At 31.4% G+C, this 15,546-nt stretch carries 16 protein-coding genes, 2 pseudogenes and 1 riboswitch; of the genes and pseudogenes, 11 read left to right on the top strand and 7 right to left on the bottom strand.

What is annotated here, in order from left to right; translation table 11 throughout:
• Positions 1 to 124 precede the first annotated feature (124 nt).
• Together glmM and glmS are read left to right on the top strand one after the other, a co-directional pair.
• Positions 125 to 1,471 (top strand): phosphoglucosamine mutase, encoded by a 1,347-nt coding sequence (gene glmM, locus ACX0KU_RS03360; RefSeq protein ID WP_472991496.1) that lies wholly within the window; start codon positions 125 to 127, stop codon positions 1,469 to 1,471.
• Between the two features lie 632 nt (positions 1,472 to 2,103).
• Complete coding sequence (gene glmS, locus ACX0KU_RS03355; protein WP_472991495.1) at positions 2,104 to 3,930, top strand: glutamine--fructose-6-phosphate transaminase (isomerizing); 1,827 nt, start codon at positions 2,104 to 2,106, stop codon at positions 3,928 to 3,930.
• Positions 3,931 to 4,042: 112 nt separating this feature from the next.
• On the opposite strand, the gene ACX0KU_RS03350 is transcribed toward glmS, so the two are convergent.
• On the bottom strand, positions 4,043 to 4,492 hold the full coding sequence (locus tag ACX0KU_RS03350) for a hypothetical protein (protein WP_472991494.1): 450 nt from the start codon (positions 4,490 to 4,492) through the stop codon (positions 4,043 to 4,045).
• A gap of 284 nt (positions 4,493 to 4,776) precedes the next feature.
• Here ACX0KU_RS03350 and ACX0KU_RS03345 point away from each other — a divergent pair.
• The 8 genes and pseudogenes from ACX0KU_RS03345 to recA form a co-directional block, all read left to right on the top strand.
• Positions 4,777 to 5,567 (top strand): annotated as a pseudogene (locus ACX0KU_RS03345) (APC family permease); the annotation flags it as partial.
• On the top strand, positions 5,485 to 6,648 hold the full coding sequence (locus tag ACX0KU_RS03340; protein WP_472992400.1) for an amino acid permease: 1,164 nt from the start codon (positions 5,485 to 5,487) through the stop codon (positions 6,646 to 6,648). The pseudogene ACX0KU_RS03345 and the gene ACX0KU_RS03340, both read left to right, overlap by 83 nt.
• Positions 6,649 to 6,933 (top strand): adenine nucleotide alpha hydrolase family protein, encoded by a 285-nt coding sequence (locus ACX0KU_RS03335; protein WP_472991493.1) that lies wholly within the window; start codon positions 6,649 to 6,651, stop codon positions 6,931 to 6,933.
• Between the two features lie 222 nt (positions 6,934 to 7,155).
• Entirely contained in the window at positions 7,156 to 7,539 is a 384-nt protein-coding gene (locus tag ACX0KU_RS03330; protein WP_472991492.1) for a hypothetical protein, read from the top strand.
• Positions 7,540 to 7,845: 306 nt separating this feature from the next.
• Positions 7,846 to 8,487, top strand: coding sequence for a hypothetical protein (locus tag ACX0KU_RS03325; protein ID WP_472991491.1), 642 nt, complete (start codon positions 7,846 to 7,848; stop codon positions 8,485 to 8,487).
• A 44-nt stretch (positions 8,488 to 8,531) separates the two neighbouring features.
• The gene (locus ACX0KU_RS03320; RefSeq protein WP_472991490.1) at positions 8,532 to 9,392 is read left to right on the top strand and encodes a metallophosphoesterase; all 861 of its coding nucleotides are present in this window, start codon (positions 8,532 to 8,534) and stop codon (positions 9,390 to 9,392) included.
• Between the two features lie 389 nt (positions 9,393 to 9,781).
• Entirely contained in the window at positions 9,782 to 9,973 is a 192-nt protein-coding gene (locus ACX0KU_RS03315; protein ID WP_472991489.1) for a hypothetical protein, read from the top strand.
• A 2-nt stretch (positions 9,974 to 9,975) separates the two neighbouring features.
• Positions 9,976 to 11,008, top strand: a pseudogene (gene recA, locus ACX0KU_RS03310) (recombinase RecA).
• 111 nt (positions 11,009 to 11,119) lie between these two features.
• Here recA and dapB read toward each other — a convergent pair.
• Entirely contained in the window at positions 11,120 to 11,941 is an 822-nt protein-coding gene (dapB, locus tag ACX0KU_RS03305; protein WP_472991488.1) for a 4-hydroxy-tetrahydrodipicolinate reductase, read from the bottom strand.
• A 4-nt stretch (positions 11,942 to 11,945) separates the two neighbouring features.
• Positions 11,946 to 12,077: riboswitch (cyclic di-AMP (ydaO/yuaA leader) on the bottom strand.
• Between the two features lie 302 nt (positions 12,078 to 12,379).
• Here dapB and ACX0KU_RS03300 point away from each other — a divergent pair.
• Positions 12,380 to 12,850 carry a VanZ family protein gene (locus tag ACX0KU_RS03300; RefSeq protein WP_472991487.1) on the top strand — a complete coding sequence of 157 codons (471 nt, stop codon included), beginning with the start codon at positions 12,380 to 12,382 and terminating at the stop codon, positions 12,848 to 12,850.
• Between the two features lie 44 nt (positions 12,851 to 12,894).
• On the opposite strand, the gene ACX0KU_RS03295 is transcribed toward ACX0KU_RS03300, so the two are convergent.
• The 5 genes from ACX0KU_RS03295 to ACX0KU_RS03275 form a co-directional block, all read right to left on the bottom strand.
• A complete protein-coding gene (locus tag ACX0KU_RS03295) occupies positions 12,895 to 13,200 on the bottom strand; it encodes a spore coat protein (protein ID WP_472991486.1) in 306 nt (101 codons plus the stop codon).
• Positions 13,201 to 13,225: 25 nt separating this feature from the next.
• Positions 13,226 to 13,453 carry a spore coat protein gene (locus tag ACX0KU_RS03290; RefSeq protein ID WP_472991485.1) on the bottom strand — a complete coding sequence of 76 codons (228 nt, stop codon included), beginning with the start codon at positions 13,451 to 13,453 and terminating at the stop codon, positions 13,226 to 13,228.
• Between the two features lie 37 nt (positions 13,454 to 13,490).
• On the bottom strand, positions 13,491 to 14,627 hold the full coding sequence (locus ACX0KU_RS03285; protein ID WP_472991484.1) for a zinc-dependent alcohol dehydrogenase: 1,137 nt from the start codon (positions 14,625 to 14,627) through the stop codon (positions 13,491 to 13,493).
• A 64-nt stretch (positions 14,628 to 14,691) separates the two neighbouring features.
• Positions 14,692 to 15,054 (bottom strand): spore coat protein, encoded by a 363-nt coding sequence (locus ACX0KU_RS03280; RefSeq protein WP_472991483.1) that lies wholly within the window; start codon positions 15,052 to 15,054, stop codon positions 14,692 to 14,694.
• Between the two features lie 56 nt (positions 15,055 to 15,110).
• Positions 15,111 to 15,320: a spore coat protein gene (locus ACX0KU_RS03275; RefSeq protein ID WP_472991482.1), complete on the bottom strand. Its 210-nt coding sequence runs from the start codon at positions 15,318 to 15,320 to the stop codon at positions 15,111 to 15,113.
• Between the last annotated feature and the right edge of the window lie 226 nt (positions 15,321 to 15,546).

Here is a 15,546-nt window from a genome sequence, read left to right as displayed (position 1 = left end):
AATTTAAAGTTAATACTATTTAAATTTAGTATTATAATATTGGAAAATCTACTCATATTGTTAAAAGCTTAATTATGTAATATAATTAATAGGAATGTATAAAACATAAAAGAGAGGTAACAAGATGGGTAGATTATTTGGAACAGATGGAGTTAGAGGGATTGCAAATGAAGAATTAACTGCTGACCTTGCATATAAACTAGGTAGAGCAGGTGCTTTTGTATTAACAGAAGGAGCCCATAAACCTAAGATTTTAGTTGGAATGGATACGAGAATATCAGGAGACATGCTTGAAGCTGCATTAGTATCTGGAATTCTTTCTGTGGGAGCAGAAGCTATATGTGTAGGAGTAGTTCCAACACCAGCTATAGCATACCTTACAAGAGAATATAACGCAGATGCAGGAGTTGTAATTTCAGCTTCTCATAACCCAGTAGAATATAATGGAATTAAGTTCTTTAATGGAAACGGCTATAAATTAAGTGATGACCTAGAAGATAAAATACAAAGTATAATAGAAAATAATTTTGAAGGTGTTCCATCACCAACAGGTGCTTTATTAGGGCGAAAGGTTTTAGGACAAACTGCATTAGAAGATTATATTGAGTTTGCTAAATCCACTATAGATGGAGATTTAAAAGGACTTAAAATAGCTCTTGATTGTGCAAACGGGGCATCATACATATCTGCTGTAGAATGCTTTACTAAGCTAGGGGCAGAAGTTCATGTTATAAATAATAAACCTGACGGAATAAATATAAATAAGAACTGTGGATCAACACATCCAGAAGATCTTATGGAGTATGTTGTAAAAGAAGGTTGTGATTTAGGACTTGCCTTTGATGGAGATGCAGATAGATGTCTTGCTGTAGATGATAAAGGAAATCTTATTGATGGTGACTTTATAATAGCTATTTGTGGAAAGCATTTAAAAGAACAAGGAAAACTTAAGGATGATATGATAGTAGTTACTGTTATGAGTAACTTAGGACTAGATATAGCCTTTAACAAAGAACAGATATCTACAATAAAAACAAAAGTTGGAGATAGATATGTTTTAGAGGAAATGGTTAAGGGTGGATATAAACTTGGGGGAGAACAATCAGGACATATAATATTCCTAGATTATAATACAACTGGAGATGGTCTTGTAACAGGACTTCAAATTGCAGCAGTTGTTAAGAAAAGTGAAAAGAAGTTATCAGAACTGGCTTCAATGATGACTAAATTACCACAAGTGTTAGTTAATGCAAAGGTTCCAAATAACATGAAAAATATCCATGAAGTGGACAAAGAGATAGCTGAAGAGATAAAAAAAATTGAAGAGAAGTTCCATGGCTGTGGAAGAGTTTTAATAAGACCTTCTGGAACAGAACCTCTAGTTAGAGTTATGATAGAAGGGGAAGACCAAGCAGAATTAGACAACGTGGCACATGCTTTAGCTAAGATGATTGAAGAGAAAGCTAACTAATTTGAATTTCAGCAATAAATATATGTGATAATCCTCCAAAAAACTTTCGTAAAATTAAAGAGACTAAGGCTATACTTATCTAAAATTTTCTAACGCTTTAAATGCATCATCCTAATGCTTAAAGCTGAAGCCTCCTCCATGAGGCTTCTACGAAAATTTTAAAACGTCTAGCTAAGTCTCTTATTTAATTTTACTCAAAGCTTTTATTAACAATTATTACATACAAAATAAAGCTGAAACTCAAATTAGTTTAATATATCTTTAATAAATCTCAAATATATCATTAGGAATGCAGGATTTTTTAACAAATAATGAATTAAATATGAAACAACATTAAATACATTGACGTATAATATAATGTAAAATATAATGTATAGGAAGCTTGTCTAGAAAAAGAAAATTTAAGAGGAGGGACAAAACTCGTATAATAGAAATAGAAGCGCCAGAGCTCAATGAGTTGACGAGGGTGGGGAGTATCGAAGTTTCGGCGGATGCCCCACGGTATTGTACTACCGATAAAGACTAGCAAAACTGAAAAGCAATTTTCAGCACAAATCTAGTCAGGTACATCATCAATTACAAGCTTCCCTGAGATTACACAAAAATTTCATCAAAAGGGAGAGTACAATAATATGTGCGGAATAGTAGGATATTTAGGTAGTAAAAAGGCAGCAGATGTTTTAGTAGAAGGATTATCAAAGCTTGAATACAGAGGTTATGATTCAGCTGGTGTTGCAGTAATAGAGAACGGAACAGTAACTGTTCAAAAATGTAAAGGTAGACTTTTGAATCTTGAAGGAATACTTGAAGGACAGCAGTTAAATGGGAACATAGGTATAGGCCATACAAGATGGGCAACTCATGGAGCACCATCAGATTTAAATTCTCATCCACATACTAATGAAACTGAAACTATTGCTGTTGTTCACAATGGTATTATAGAAAATTATATAATTCTTAGAGAATGGTTAATGTCAGAAGGATACAAATTTCAATCAGAAACAGATACAGAAGTTATTCCTCATCTTGTAGACTATTATTATGAGGGAGATTTATTAGAGGCTGTAATGAAGACAATAAAAAGATTAGAAGGCAGCTATGCTATAGGGGTAATCTGTAAGGATGAACCAAATAAGCTTGTATCAGTTAGAAAAGATAGTCCTTTAATTGTAGGAGTTGGTGAAGGTGAAAACTTTATAGCATCAGATATTCCTGCAGTATTAAATCATACAAGAGATGTATACTTACTTGAAGATAATGAATTTGTTGTTTTAGAAGAAGACAAAGTAACTATATATAATACTAAAAAAGAAGTAGTTAATAAAGAAATATATCATGTAACATGGAATGCAGATGCAGCTGAAAAAGGTGGATATGAACACTTCATGTTAAAGGAAATTCATGAGCAACCAAAAGCAATAAAAGATACTTTGACATCAAGAGTTGTTAAGGGTCAAAAGATTAACTTAGATAGTATAACACTTACTAAAGAGCAAATAGCAGAAATAGATAAGATTTATATAGTTGCTTGTGGAACTGCATATCACGCAGGAGTAGTTGGAAAAAACCTTATAGAAAAGCTAGCTAAGATTCCAGTAGAAATTGATGTTGCATCAGAATTTAGATATAGAGAACCACTTATAACTGACAAAACATTAATGATAGTTATAAGTCAATCTGGAGAAACAGCAGATACTCTAGCAGCTTTAAGACTTGCTAAATCTGAAAATGCAAGAGTTATAGGAGTTACAAATGTAGTTGGAAGTGCAGTATCAAGAGAATCAGATGATGTATTATATACTTGGGCAGGACCAGAAGTTGCAGTTGCGTCAACGAAGGCTTATGTGACTCAGCTTATAGCAATGTATATAATTGCTCTATACCTTGCAGAAAGTAAAGAAAGTATTAGAAGTACAGAAATAGAAAAAATAAAATCAGAGCTTTTAAACCTATCAGAAAAAACAGTTGAAGTGTTAAATGATAAAGAGAAGATAAAAGAATTTGCAAAGAAGATATGCATGGATAAAGATATGTATTTCTTAGGAAGAGGACTTGACTATGCAGTAGCAATGGAAGGTTCATTAAAACTTAAAGAAATATCTTATATACACTCGGAAGCGTATGCAGCAGGAGAATTAAAACACGGACCAATAGCTTTAATTGAAGATGATACAACAGTAATTGCTCTTGCAACTCAAGAACACTTATTTGATAAGATGCTAAGTAATATCAAGGAAGTAAAAACAAGAGGAGCAAAGGTTATAGCAATTGCTATGGAAGGTCACGATGTAATTGAAAAAACTGTAGATGAGGCTATGTATATTCCAAGAGTTATGCCTATTGTAGCACCGATTCTTTCAGTTATACCGCTACAGCTTTTATCATACTATATTTCTATAGAAAAAGGCTGTGACGTTGATAAGCCTAGAAACTTAGCAAAGTCAGTTACGGTTGAATAGGGAATAGTGTCTCTTGAATAATAGTTGTTCAAATAAAAATAAACTTATTCAAAAATATAGAGAGAATCAGAATAGACACCTGATTTTCTCTTTTTGTGTTTGGGGATAAATTTTAATCATTTTCATACCACCGTTGAAACACATAAGCAATTAAAGCAAGGGTAATCATCACAAAAAACAAATTTAATTTGCTTATATTTGTATAATGAATAATATTCCTTGACTGCATAAGGGGTCTTATCAAAAAAGCATCTGCTCCATCAACTACTATATTTGTTAAAATGTATAGCCAGAATTTCCTATATGTAAAGTGAAAAATCCACAATGTCCCTATAAAAAATGTACCATATGCATAGCTCACATTTGTTATGTTACCCCAAGGAACTATAGGCACTAATAAAGTCCACCATTTATATACATAGGCGATTTCATAAACTATTGTTACTAACATTGAAGTAAATATTGTAGTAGCGATATATCGTTTAATGCTCTCTTTTTTCATAAGGAGCAAAGTAAACCATGGAGTAATTAGTAATGACCATAAAATTATCTTGTTAATCATGATTTTCTCACCACCTGTATTTTCATTTGAATTTATTATGGCATAGGGTTATTGTTTTATGCATATTATTCAAAAAAAAATAAACTTATTCAAAAATATAGAGAGAAAATCAGAATGAATATCTGATTTTCTCCTTCTGTGTTTGGAGAACATATAGATACATAGTTGACGTTAATATGAATAAATAATACTATTTTAACAATAACTAAATTAAGAGAAGGTGATATACTTTGAAACAAAAATTAGATCGTTCTTTAGGTATGTTTTCTTGTATTACTATTGGTGTAGGAACGATGATAGGTTTGGGAATTTTTGTGCTTGCAGGAACTAGTTATGAAACTTCAGGTCCAGCAGCTTCCTTATCCATATTTTTAGCAGGTATTGCTGCTCTTTTTACAGGTCTTTCTTTTGCAGAACTAGTAACAATTATTCCAAAGTCAGGAGGGGGATATATTTATGTTGGTGAGGCTACTGACAATGGTGTATTAGGTTTCTTGTGTGGATGGGGTATGCTATAGTATGTGGACCTTTTGCTATGGGATTCGGCAAATTCCTAAACTGCTTTTTACCATTTATTCCTCAAATGGTAGGTGCATATTTGCTAGTTGCCTATGTTATATTTACAAATATTAAAGAAGTAAAAAAGTCAGGAAAAATTCAGGATATTATTACGGTAGGATTAATAATTTTATTATTAGTATATATTTTTTATGGAGTTTTTCATGTAGATTTGAATAATCAACTCCCATTCTTTCCTAAGGGAGTTACTGGTATGCTTAATTCTATGGGATTTTTATACACGACTTACATAGGCTATGATATGATTACAACGGTAAGTGAAGAGGTTATAGACCCTAAAAAGACTATCCCAAAAGCAATTATAATTTCTACACTATTTGTTATTTTTATTAAAACAGCAACCTTCTTTGTAGGAAGTGGAATTAGCCATTGGAAAACGTTAATTCCAGCAGTTACAAAAACTCCTTTGACAGATACGGCTGTTAAATATAGGTGGGGTTGCAGGAGGATATCTCTTTGCTTTAGCGGGGATATTAGCTACGGTATCATCTATTAACACAACAGTTATGGCATCTTCCAGAACTTCTTTTGCGTTATCTAGAGATCATAAGTTTCCTGGAATATTTAAAGTGATTAATACTTCTACAAAAACCCCTATAGTCTCTATTTTAGTAACAGGATTAATTGTACTAATTTCTGTAACTATTCGTGACTTAAAACATATATCTAATGTTACAAGTATTCTTGCTTTAACAGGACATAGTTTGGTTAATGTCGCATTAATAATTTTTAGACAGAAAGAACCAAATGCTGAGAGAAAATTTAAAGTTCTCCTATATCCGCTTACGCCAACTTTAGGAATAGTATTGAATGCATTTTTAGTTTTACAATTGGCATATTCGGATTTTATTGCATTATTAGTTCCCTTTGGTATTATTCTCTCAGGGTTGCTTTACTATTATATAGGTATACCTAAATTACAGAAGGCTCCTAAAGGAATTTCATCTCTAGATATACCGGTTTTAGATATAGACGCTGATGAATTAGATAATGAGGCCCGAAAAGTATTCATTCCTGTATCTAATCCTGAAACGATAGATACGTTATTGTTCTTTGGACAAAAAATCGCTGAAAGAGAAAATAATACAACTGTTATTCCAATATATGTTACAAATGTACCATCCTTTACACCAATGGATTCAGCAAATAAGGAATTAAAAGAACGCATAAATAGTCATGATATAATTTTAGATAAGCTGAATAAGTATGAGATGAAAAATAAATCCTTTGTGAAGTCTCTTGTTGTTTTTTCTAGAGATATTTCTCATGGAATACTATCTAGCATTGAAGAGGGAAAAGCATCTTTAATGATTATGGGATGGCACGCTTCGAGATTAGCTCATAATGTACATGGAAGTATAGTACCTAAACTACTTCAAAAGGTTCCTTCAGATATAGGTATATTAAAGAGCAATAATTTAAAAGAAGTTAAGAAAATATTGTTTCCATATGGTGGAGGAAAGTATTCACAATTAACAGCTCCCATTGTAAAAAGAATTGCTGATGCTTTTGATGCTGAAATTACTGTGATGAGAATTGTTGATGAGTTGTATAATGAAGATGAATTAAAAGAATAGATGAATTTATCTATAAATAAATTTGGTTCAGATACAAGTATTAAGATTATCGAAGGAGTTTTAACAGATGAAGTTGTTAAATTCTCTAAGAATTATGACTTACTTATCATGGGAGTATCTTTGGATTGGGGAATAAAAAAGTATGCAACAGGATTCCGTTCAGATGAAATTATAGAAAAGACAAAGTGTTCTGTTATGGTAGTAAAAGCTTACCATAATATATTACAACGAAAAGATTTTCGTAGATATGTCCATCGGTTAAGGGAGTTAATCCATAAAGCCTAATAAGAATAGATAATCTAAAAGTCATGAGAAGATAGCAGCTGTAAGACTGTATACTCATGATTTTTTTTGTTGTGGAAATCTGGAGTAATATTTGTTTAATATTGTAAATAATACTTAATTAATGTTAAGATATAACATATAAGTGTAATATAGTTTAATATATAATGTTAGATTAATTTAATACTATAACATACTATGATTAATTTACCAGGAGGAATATGTATGAGTAAAGAAAGACCTTTAGGAGTCACTTTAATTGGAGCTTTTTATGTTTTTGGTGCTTTGGGATTGATAGTAACATTGTTTACTAATACTATAGATCAATTTGGAATTGCAGCGAGATTTGGAGTTCCGAATATGCCAGAGAGTGCAATGACAGTAATAGTTTCAGTGATTTCATTAGTAATGGCCGCAGGATATTTAAGACTTGAGAAGTGGGGTTACTGGCTAATGATGACTTATTCTATATACTTTTTAGTAGTAAGTGTCATCTTGTCTAATCAATACAGTCAACAGCCTTTTTATGGAAATGTAACATGGTCAGTTATAGTATTGATATATACTTTTAAGAAAAGAAGATGTTTTTATGATAAAGAGAGTATTTAAACGGGGTAGGGTATATGAATAATGATGAAGTACGTGAAAAAGTTTAAGACAGCAACAAAGTATAAAAATATAGGGCGTATAATAATGCTATTTACTCCTATGCCTATAGTTGCATTTAATGGGGTAGTTAAGGCATAATTTTTGCCATAGCAGTTTATTTTTTACGTAAGTATAAGTGTCCTTCTTGTGGAGTTATATTTGATTATAGAGTAGAATCTCATAAACTAATATACTGTTCAAAATGCGGTAGAAAGTTACAGTAATATTATGTTATATGAAACAACATGAATTTTATAGGAGGTAATAATGGAAAAAAACAAGTTTAAAAAAGGTTATACGTGGGTAACAATTTTTTTTATTATTGTAATCTCTTTTGTTTATTTTAGTATTAATAAAGGAAGTCATCCATTTGAGCCTATAAATAAAATGAGAGATAGAGTTAAAAACTATGAATTTATTGCAACTAAAAAAACAGAAAATGGAACTATGGTATATTCAGTAGGTGAAGTAAATAGTAGAGCTGATAATATGTATTTTGTTGATATGGTAAAGAAATCACTAGTAGGGTATAAGTGGCTAGGTGGTGGAGGACATATCAATAGTGATATTAAAGAAAGTAAAGATTTTCTTTTTTCAGCACAGTTACTGAATGAAAATCAAAATATAAACCCAACATTGTTTGGAATTTTTTTTGATGAGAAAATTAGAGAGATTACTGTCCGAACAATAGATGAATTGGCAGAGTCGACCATTTATGATGGAAAAGATAAATGCGAAAATTTTTATGTTATCCCATTTACAAGGAATGTTTCTGAACAGCCATTTTTTATATTTGCAATTACATATGAAGATGGTAAAAGATTAGAAAATGTTATTACTAAGGATAAAGCTTCTGAATTTCAAGAAGGTAAAGCAATTTACTTCTATGAAAAAGATATGAAAATGTAAGGGAGATTTAACATATATAGTATTTTAATTTAGTGAGGTTTTTTATGAAGATTAAATCGAGAAAAATCAAGATTATAGGTAGGATATTTTCTATTATAATAGCTCTAACTATATCCTTTATATATCAAAACAACCATATCGGAATAAGTAACTATGAATATACTAACTCTAAAATTCCTAAGGGTTTTGATGGTTATAGAATTGTTCAAGTTTCTGATTTGCATAACAAGGATTTTAAAGGAAGATTACCTAAAAAAATTAAAGATAGTAATCCAAATATTATCGTAATTACTGGGGATTTGATTGATAGAAGGAATACTAAAATTGATGTAGTAGTAAAATTTATAGAAGAAATAGCTAACGTAGCACCTATATATTATGTAACAGGAAATCATGAACAATTATCAGTAGAATATGATAACTTAAAGAAAGAATTAATAAGATTAAATGTGGAAATCATTGATAATTCATATGTAGTATTAAATAAAAGTGGAGATAACATTGGACTAATGGGAATAGCTGATCCTGCAATACAGCAAGGGGAAAGTGACTATCTTTGGGATGATAGTAGTGAATACGTTAGAAGTAGCATCAAAGAACTAATTAAAGATATAGATACACATTTTAATATTTTATTATCACACAGACCGGAAAAGTTTAGTGTATATAAGGAGACGAGTATGGATTTAGTCTTTAGTGGTCATGCTCATGGAGGGCAAGTAAGAATTCCCTTTATTGGTGGAGTAGTTGCACCAAATCAAGGATTTTTTCCAAAGTATACAGAGGGAATACACAATGAAGGGGTAACATCAATGGTTGTCAGTAGAGGGCTAGGAAATAGTATTATTCCTTTAAGAGTTTTGAATACTCCAGAGTTAGTAGTGGTTAACTTGAAAAGAATATAGAGAGTGTAGCTACTATTTATAGAAAGTAAAAATTGTAACAAAAATTTTACTTACATCACTCTATTTTTATGTGCTAAAATACTAAAAGTACGAGTGATGTTTTTTTATTTATGGGGAAGGCAGTAGTTCCTATAGCAATAGATAAAGAGTGAAATTTTTTTAAATGAGAATATAAAAACGTTTACTCAAAAGTGATACGAATATTAAATTTTATTAACTCTAAGTGGGAGTAGAAAATGAATATATTAAATGAAAAAGTGGAGCATGTTAAATTTGGGTCTGGAATTATTACACAAGCAAATAGCAATAGAATATGGATATAATTTCAGTGGGAAACGACAGTAAGAGTATTTGTATATCCTGAAGTATTTAAAAAATTTATAAAGATATTGAATCCAGAGGTTGATAAAATCATAGAAGAAGAATTACGTATATATCAAGAGCAAATAGAACTAGAGATAGAGAGTAAGTTGAAAGAACGTGAAGAAGCAGAATTAGAAAGGAAAATAGCACAGTTAGATGCTAAAAAGAAAAAAGCTTCACCAAAAACAACATCAAGAAGGGATGTTAGGTCTAAATAAATATAAATAATGATAAAATTAAGGCAATAGAAGTAGTTATGAGTCAGATAGAAAAACAATTCGGAAAAGGTTCTATTATGAAACTTGGAGAAAGCGCAACAATGGATATAGAGGCTATACCAACAGGATGTCTAGCTCTAGACATAGCATTAGGGGTAGGTGGTGTGCCTATGGGCAGAGTAATAGAAATATATGGTCCTGAGTCTTTAGGTAAGACTACTGTTACACTACATATATTAGCAGAGGCACAAAAAAAAGGGTGGTATAGCAGCTTTTGTTGATGCAGAGCATGCCTTAGATCCAGCTTATGCTAGGAAGTTAGGAGTCAATATTGAGGACTTAATAGTTAGTCAACCAGATACTGGAGAACAAGCTTTAGAAATAGTAGAGGCCCTTGTAAGATCAAATGCTGTAGATGTAATTGTTGTGGATTCCGTAGCAGCACTTGTACCAAGAGCTGAAATAGAAGGAGAGATGGGGGATTCCCATATGGGGCTTCAGGCAAGGCTTATGTCTCAGGCATTAAGAAAACTTACTGCAGCAATTAATAAGTCAAAATGTATTGTTATATTTATAAATCAATTAAGAGAAAAAATAGGAATTATGTTTGGTAATCCAGAAACTACAACAGGTGGCCGAGCTCTGAAATTTTATTCATCAGTAAGGCTAGATATAAGAAAAATTGATACTATAAAAAATGGTGATGAATTTCTAGGAAGCAGAACTAGGGTAAAAGTAACAAAAAATAAGGTTGCTCCTCCTTTTAAGCAAGCTGAATTCGATATAATTTATAATCAAGGTATTTCAAGGGAAGGTAACCTTATAGATATAGCTGTTAATGAGGAAATAGTTGAAAAAAGTGGATCATGGTTTTCATATAAGGATATAAGACTAGGTCAGGGAAGAGAAAATTCTAAGATATACTTAAAAGATAATCCTGATTTAGCCAATCAGATAGAAAATTTAATAAGAGAAAAATATAATCTTCCATTAATAAAACATGCAGTTAGCGACAAAGGTAAGGATGAAGTGTAATTTATTATACTAAAGAACCCCCTATAGAGTAGCCCTTTTCTAAGGTGTACTCTATAGGGGATTACATTTATAGCTAATGATTTTGGACCTTTAATACATTTTTATTATATACTAGATTTCTATAACAAAGTCTTCTGAGTTATCTATATAATCAGATAGAACTTTTTCAAGGTTTAGAACATTTTTCATTTCATAATAACCAGACTTTTTATAAATGAAGTTAACTGCCTTTACTGCTCCAAGTGCGAAGGCTTTTCTTGAAAAGGATTCGTGTGAAATTTCGATTTTATCCTCTTCACCAACTATTAGAACTTCATGTTTACCAATAACGCCACCAACTCTGAAGGCGCTTATAGGTATTTCTTTTGAATTAGCAGTAGCATTTTTTAAAGACTTTTTAATCTCACCAGCTAGCTTTAATGCAGTTCCAGAAGGCGAGTCTTTTTTATGTTTATGGTGTGTTTCAATAATTTGAAAATCATAATTATTTAATATGCCAGAAGCAATATTGGCAAGAAGCATCATAACATTCACACCTACAGTAATATTGGGAGCAAATATAATACCGTTATGATATTTCCGTGGAAGAGCTTGAAGAGTTTTAATATTATCATCACTAAAGCCTGTAGTACCAATGAGCATATTAATTTTCATTTTAGCAAATATCTCAGCACTCTTCATAGTTGACTCAAAATTTGAGAAATCAATAACAACATCGGGTTTTAATTTGAAAATTACTTTTTCAAGTTCGGCTATAGAGTAGATTTCTATGCCTAAGTTATTTCTACCTAGAAGAGTTCCAAGGTCCATACCTATTTTGTTACTATTAGGACTACAAATTGCACCTACAAGTTTAATATTATCTTGTTCAAGCAAGACGTTGGCTATTTGTTGCCCCGTTCTTCCAATTCCAAGTAAGCATACCTTAATCATAAATATATCCTCCTTTTAGATGCTTGCGAGGTTAGCTGACGGATTCGGATGAAAGGAACTACCCTACCTAATATAATTAAGATTCACCCCGTTTAACTTGGTTCCCCCGCTCTATAAGATTCAGCATTTTAATTTTAATTTACAAACATCAGGTAACAACTTAATTATAATGTATAAGTTGTTTAAAGACAAGAAAAATACCAAGAATTTACTTAATGAAATAGTTGGAAAATCTTATTTGACATCCATATTGTTTTAATTATATTTTTATCGGTAAAAGGATACATAAATGTGATAAACTTAAATTATCTATATTATTATAATGAAGAAACCAAAATAATGTGTACAGATTATTATAGTAGGTACATTCAAATAATATGCATAGGTTAACAAAGAGAGAATTCCTGTTTGTGAAAATTAGACGGTGAGGAATAAGATATGGAGAAAAATAAGAAATACTTTAAATGGATATTAGTAATAGCTTGGATGATAATTATATTTTTATTTTCAAATGAACCTGCAGTAGCATCAGATAAGAATAGTAGGTTTGCAATAGATATATTAGATTCTTTAGGTATAGATTTTAATAGTGCTTTTGGAGAGTTAGCTAATTTTATACTTAGAAAGACAGCTCATTTTATGGAATATTTTATACTATATCTATTAGTCTTCAATGCTTTAAAAAAGAATTTTTCTTTAAAGAAGGGTCTAATAATTTCTTTGATAATAACATTTTTATATGCCTGTTCTGATGAAGTGCATCAGCTTTTTGTTTTAGGAAGAGAAGGCAGGTTTACGGACGTTTTAATTGATACATTAGGTGGGACTTTTGCATTGATTTTAATAACTAGTTACAATAGTTTTAAAGAAAAAGACAATAAAAAAGTTAAGGTGAATTCTTATAAGTAGATGCCTTAACTCTTTTTTTATATTTAACTGGCGTATAAAGAATTTTATATAAAACTTTTAGAAAGCTTTAAAGCTGCATCAGTTACTTTCATATCCACCTTAAATTGTTCATGTAGGTCGTAGGCATTATAGTAACCCTTTCTCTCCATGTAAGTTGCTATTGCTTCATGAGTAGCAATAGCATCATTTAATTGTTTTCTAAGAATTGCTCTCACTTGGGGAGAAGTTGTTTCAGTTAGTGCAATTGAATAGTTTCGTACAGCACTTTTAGCAGACACTAAAAAATCAGTAGCAATAACTTGATCACTAAGCTTATCCATGCCAGTAAGGCTCTCTATTAATGAGTTCATAAGGACACCTTCTTTCTATATTAATTTAAGATGTTATAAGTTCAGGAAGAGAAACACTTGATTGCTCTAGGAGCTCTCTTAATTCCTTTATATGTTGCTCAGTTGTAATAACTTCATGCTTTAAAATTGATTCTAAGTCACTATCAGAAAGTAAAGGTGACATAGTAACTGACTTTGTTAAGCAAAGATTTTTAAAGGTTAATAATTCTTGAATTTGAAGGGTTTCAGCGGGAGTAATACATTGATCTTTCATTATCGTTAACCTCCTTAGTTAAATTTTAAAGGTTTCTTTATGGTTTAAGAACAACCTTAATACAATTTTCAGTTTTTGTGTCAAAAACATTATATCCATGTGGAGCCTGATCAAGTGAAAGTCTGTGAGTAATAATATCACTTGGATCAACTTTTCCTTCAGCAAGCAAATTGTATAATATTGGCATATAAGGAATTACAGGTGCCTGGCCTGTTCTTATATTAATATTTCTGTTTATTATATCTCCAAAAGGAAATGCGTTATACCTGCCACCATAAACTCCCGTTACTTGTATCATACCGCCTTTTCGAACTGCCTGAGTAGCCATAACGAAACCACTTAGTGCTCCACTTTGAAGTTTTAGGCCAGAACCTAAAAATTCCATAGGGGTCATTTTTCCGTCCATTCCAACACAGTCTATAACAACATCTGCACCGCCATGAGTGATTTCTCTTAAATATTCTCCAGTATTTTTATGTTGCTCAAAATTAACTGTTTCAACTTTATTATATTTTTTAGCATGTTCTAATCGGTAATCTATATAATCAACTGCAATTACCCTTTCTGCACCATGAAGCCAAGCAAATTTTTGTGCGAGGAGTCCAACAGGTCCGCAACCTAGTACGATAACAGTATTACCTTTTTTTACACCAGCATTTTCTACGCTCCAATAGGCAGTAGCCATAGCATCTGACATTAATAATAATTTTTCATCCTCTACTTCACAATTGTCAGGAATACGAAAAGGAGTAAAGTTAGCATATGGAACTCTCATATACTCAGCTTGGCCTCCAGGATACCCGCCAAAGGTTTCTGAATATCCAAAAAAACCACCATTTTCACCATGGGGATTTGAGTTATCACACATGCACGTTAAATCATGTTTGCAATAAAAGCATTCTCCGCAGCTTACATTGAAAGGTATAATTACTCTATCTCCCTTTTTGAGTTTTGTAACCGCAGGCCCCACTTCTTCAGCAATCCCCATAGGCTCATGACCTATAATATAGTCTTGAGGAAGATTGGGAACCATATCATGAATAAGATGTAGATCTGATCCGCATATTGCTGTACTAGTTATCTTTACGATGATATCATCAGGTTTATGAATTGTAGGTGATGGAACTTCTTTAACCTTCACGTTCTTTATGCCTTGAAATGTGACCGCCTTCATTATATGTTACCTCCTGTATTTCTAATAATCTTTAAAATTAGTACTAATTCTTATCCTTATTTAATTACTTTTCTGGGGTTGCAAAAGTTCCAAGTCTACTGGTATCTCCGGGGAATAGACTTAAACTAGAGATTTGAACAGCTGTTTGTGATGATTCTATATCCATTTGAAATTGTTTATTTAAGTCAATAGGGTGAAGCCATCCCTTAGCTATCATGAGATTAGAAAGTTCCTCATGCATGTCAAGTACAGTATTTAATTGATTTTGTAAAATAGTCCTTACTTCTGGAGTTGCAGCTTCAGTTAGTGCAATAGCACAATTTCTTACTCCACTTTTAACATTTAATAAAAATCCAAGAGACATAGTTCCATCAACAAGTTTAGGCATTCCCTCTGCATTTCTTACTTCTAAATAATCATTAATCATAGTGTTACCTCCTAGAAGCACTTTTCGTAGGCTTAAGATTATTAATTATTAAGCCGTTATTTTATTGGTAAAGTCTTTGATAATAGATTTTGCAAGTTATTTATAGCGATAATAGATTGTTGAACATCTTTTTCAAGTAATGCTTTAAGGTCTTGATCGAAGACTACACCTTCCATCATTTTAGATGTGGTCATAGAAACAGTTTTTAAGTTTAACATCTCGTGAATTTGCATTGTTTCATGTAATGCTAAATTTTGTGGTTTCATAGGGTCACCTCCTATTTTTTCTAACGTATGTATTCTTCCAATTCAAATCTATCGTTATACAATAAACAAAGATATTAAATATGTATTAAATTTTTGTATTAAAAAGATCAAAAAAAGAGGTTGTTTTTTCAATATATCTCTTGATAATATAGTGTATTCTCTAGCTGATAGGTCAGTTTTAATGTGAATTGCTGATATAGTGCAAAAAATATCAATATAGATATAA

Source organism: Clostridium sp. X, from assembly GCF_055755365.1.
The sequence above is the reverse complement of the archived record's forward strand: the minus strand, read 5'-3'. Positions and strand labels throughout refer to the sequence as shown.

Coding starts and splice junctions, on each gene's coding strand:
- glmM (WP_472991496.1), top strand. CDS start 125: ATGGGTAGATTATTTGGAACAGATGGAGTTAGAGGGATTGCAAATGAA.
- glmS (WP_472991495.1), top strand. CDS start 2,104: ATGTGCGGAATAGTAGGATATTTAGGTAGTAAAAAGGCAGCAGATGTT.
- ACX0KU_RS03350 (WP_472991494.1), bottom strand. CDS start 4,492: ATGATTAACAAGATAATTTTATGGTCATTACTAATTACTCCATGGTTT.
- ACX0KU_RS03335 (WP_472991493.1), top strand. CDS start 6,649: ATGAATTTATCTATAAATAAATTTGGTTCAGATACAAGTATTAAGATT.
- ACX0KU_RS03330 (WP_472991492.1), top strand. CDS start 7,156: ATGAGTAAAGAAAGACCTTTAGGAGTCACTTTAATTGGAGCTTTTTAT.
- ACX0KU_RS03325 (WP_472991491.1), top strand. CDS start 7,846: ATGGAAAAAAACAAGTTTAAAAAAGGTTATACGTGGGTAACAATTTTT.
- ACX0KU_RS03320 (WP_472991490.1), top strand. CDS start 8,532: ATGAAGATTAAATCGAGAAAAATCAAGATTATAGGTAGGATATTTTCT.
- dapB (WP_472991488.1), bottom strand. CDS start 11,941: ATGATTAAGGTATGCTTACTTGGAATTGGAAGAACGGGGCAACAAATA.
- ACX0KU_RS03300 (WP_472991487.1), top strand. CDS start 12,380: ATGGAGAAAAATAAGAAATACTTTAAATGGATATTAGTAATAGCTTGG.
- ACX0KU_RS03295 (WP_472991486.1), bottom strand. CDS start 13,200: ATGAACTCATTAATAGAGAGCCTTACTGGCATGGATAAGCTTAGTGAT.
- ACX0KU_RS03290 (WP_472991485.1), bottom strand. CDS start 13,453: ATGAAAGATCAATGTATTACTCCCGCTGAAACCCTTCAAATTCAAGAA.
- ACX0KU_RS03285 (WP_472991484.1), bottom strand. CDS start 14,627: ATGAAGGCGGTCACATTTCAAGGCATAAAGAACGTGAAGGTTAAAGAA.
- ACX0KU_RS03280 (WP_472991483.1), bottom strand. CDS start 15,054: ATGATTAATGATTATTTAGAAGTAAGAAATGCAGAGGGAATGCCTAAA.
- ACX0KU_RS03275 (WP_472991482.1), bottom strand. CDS start 15,320: ATGAAACCACAAAATTTAGCATTACATGAAACAATGCAAATTCACGAG.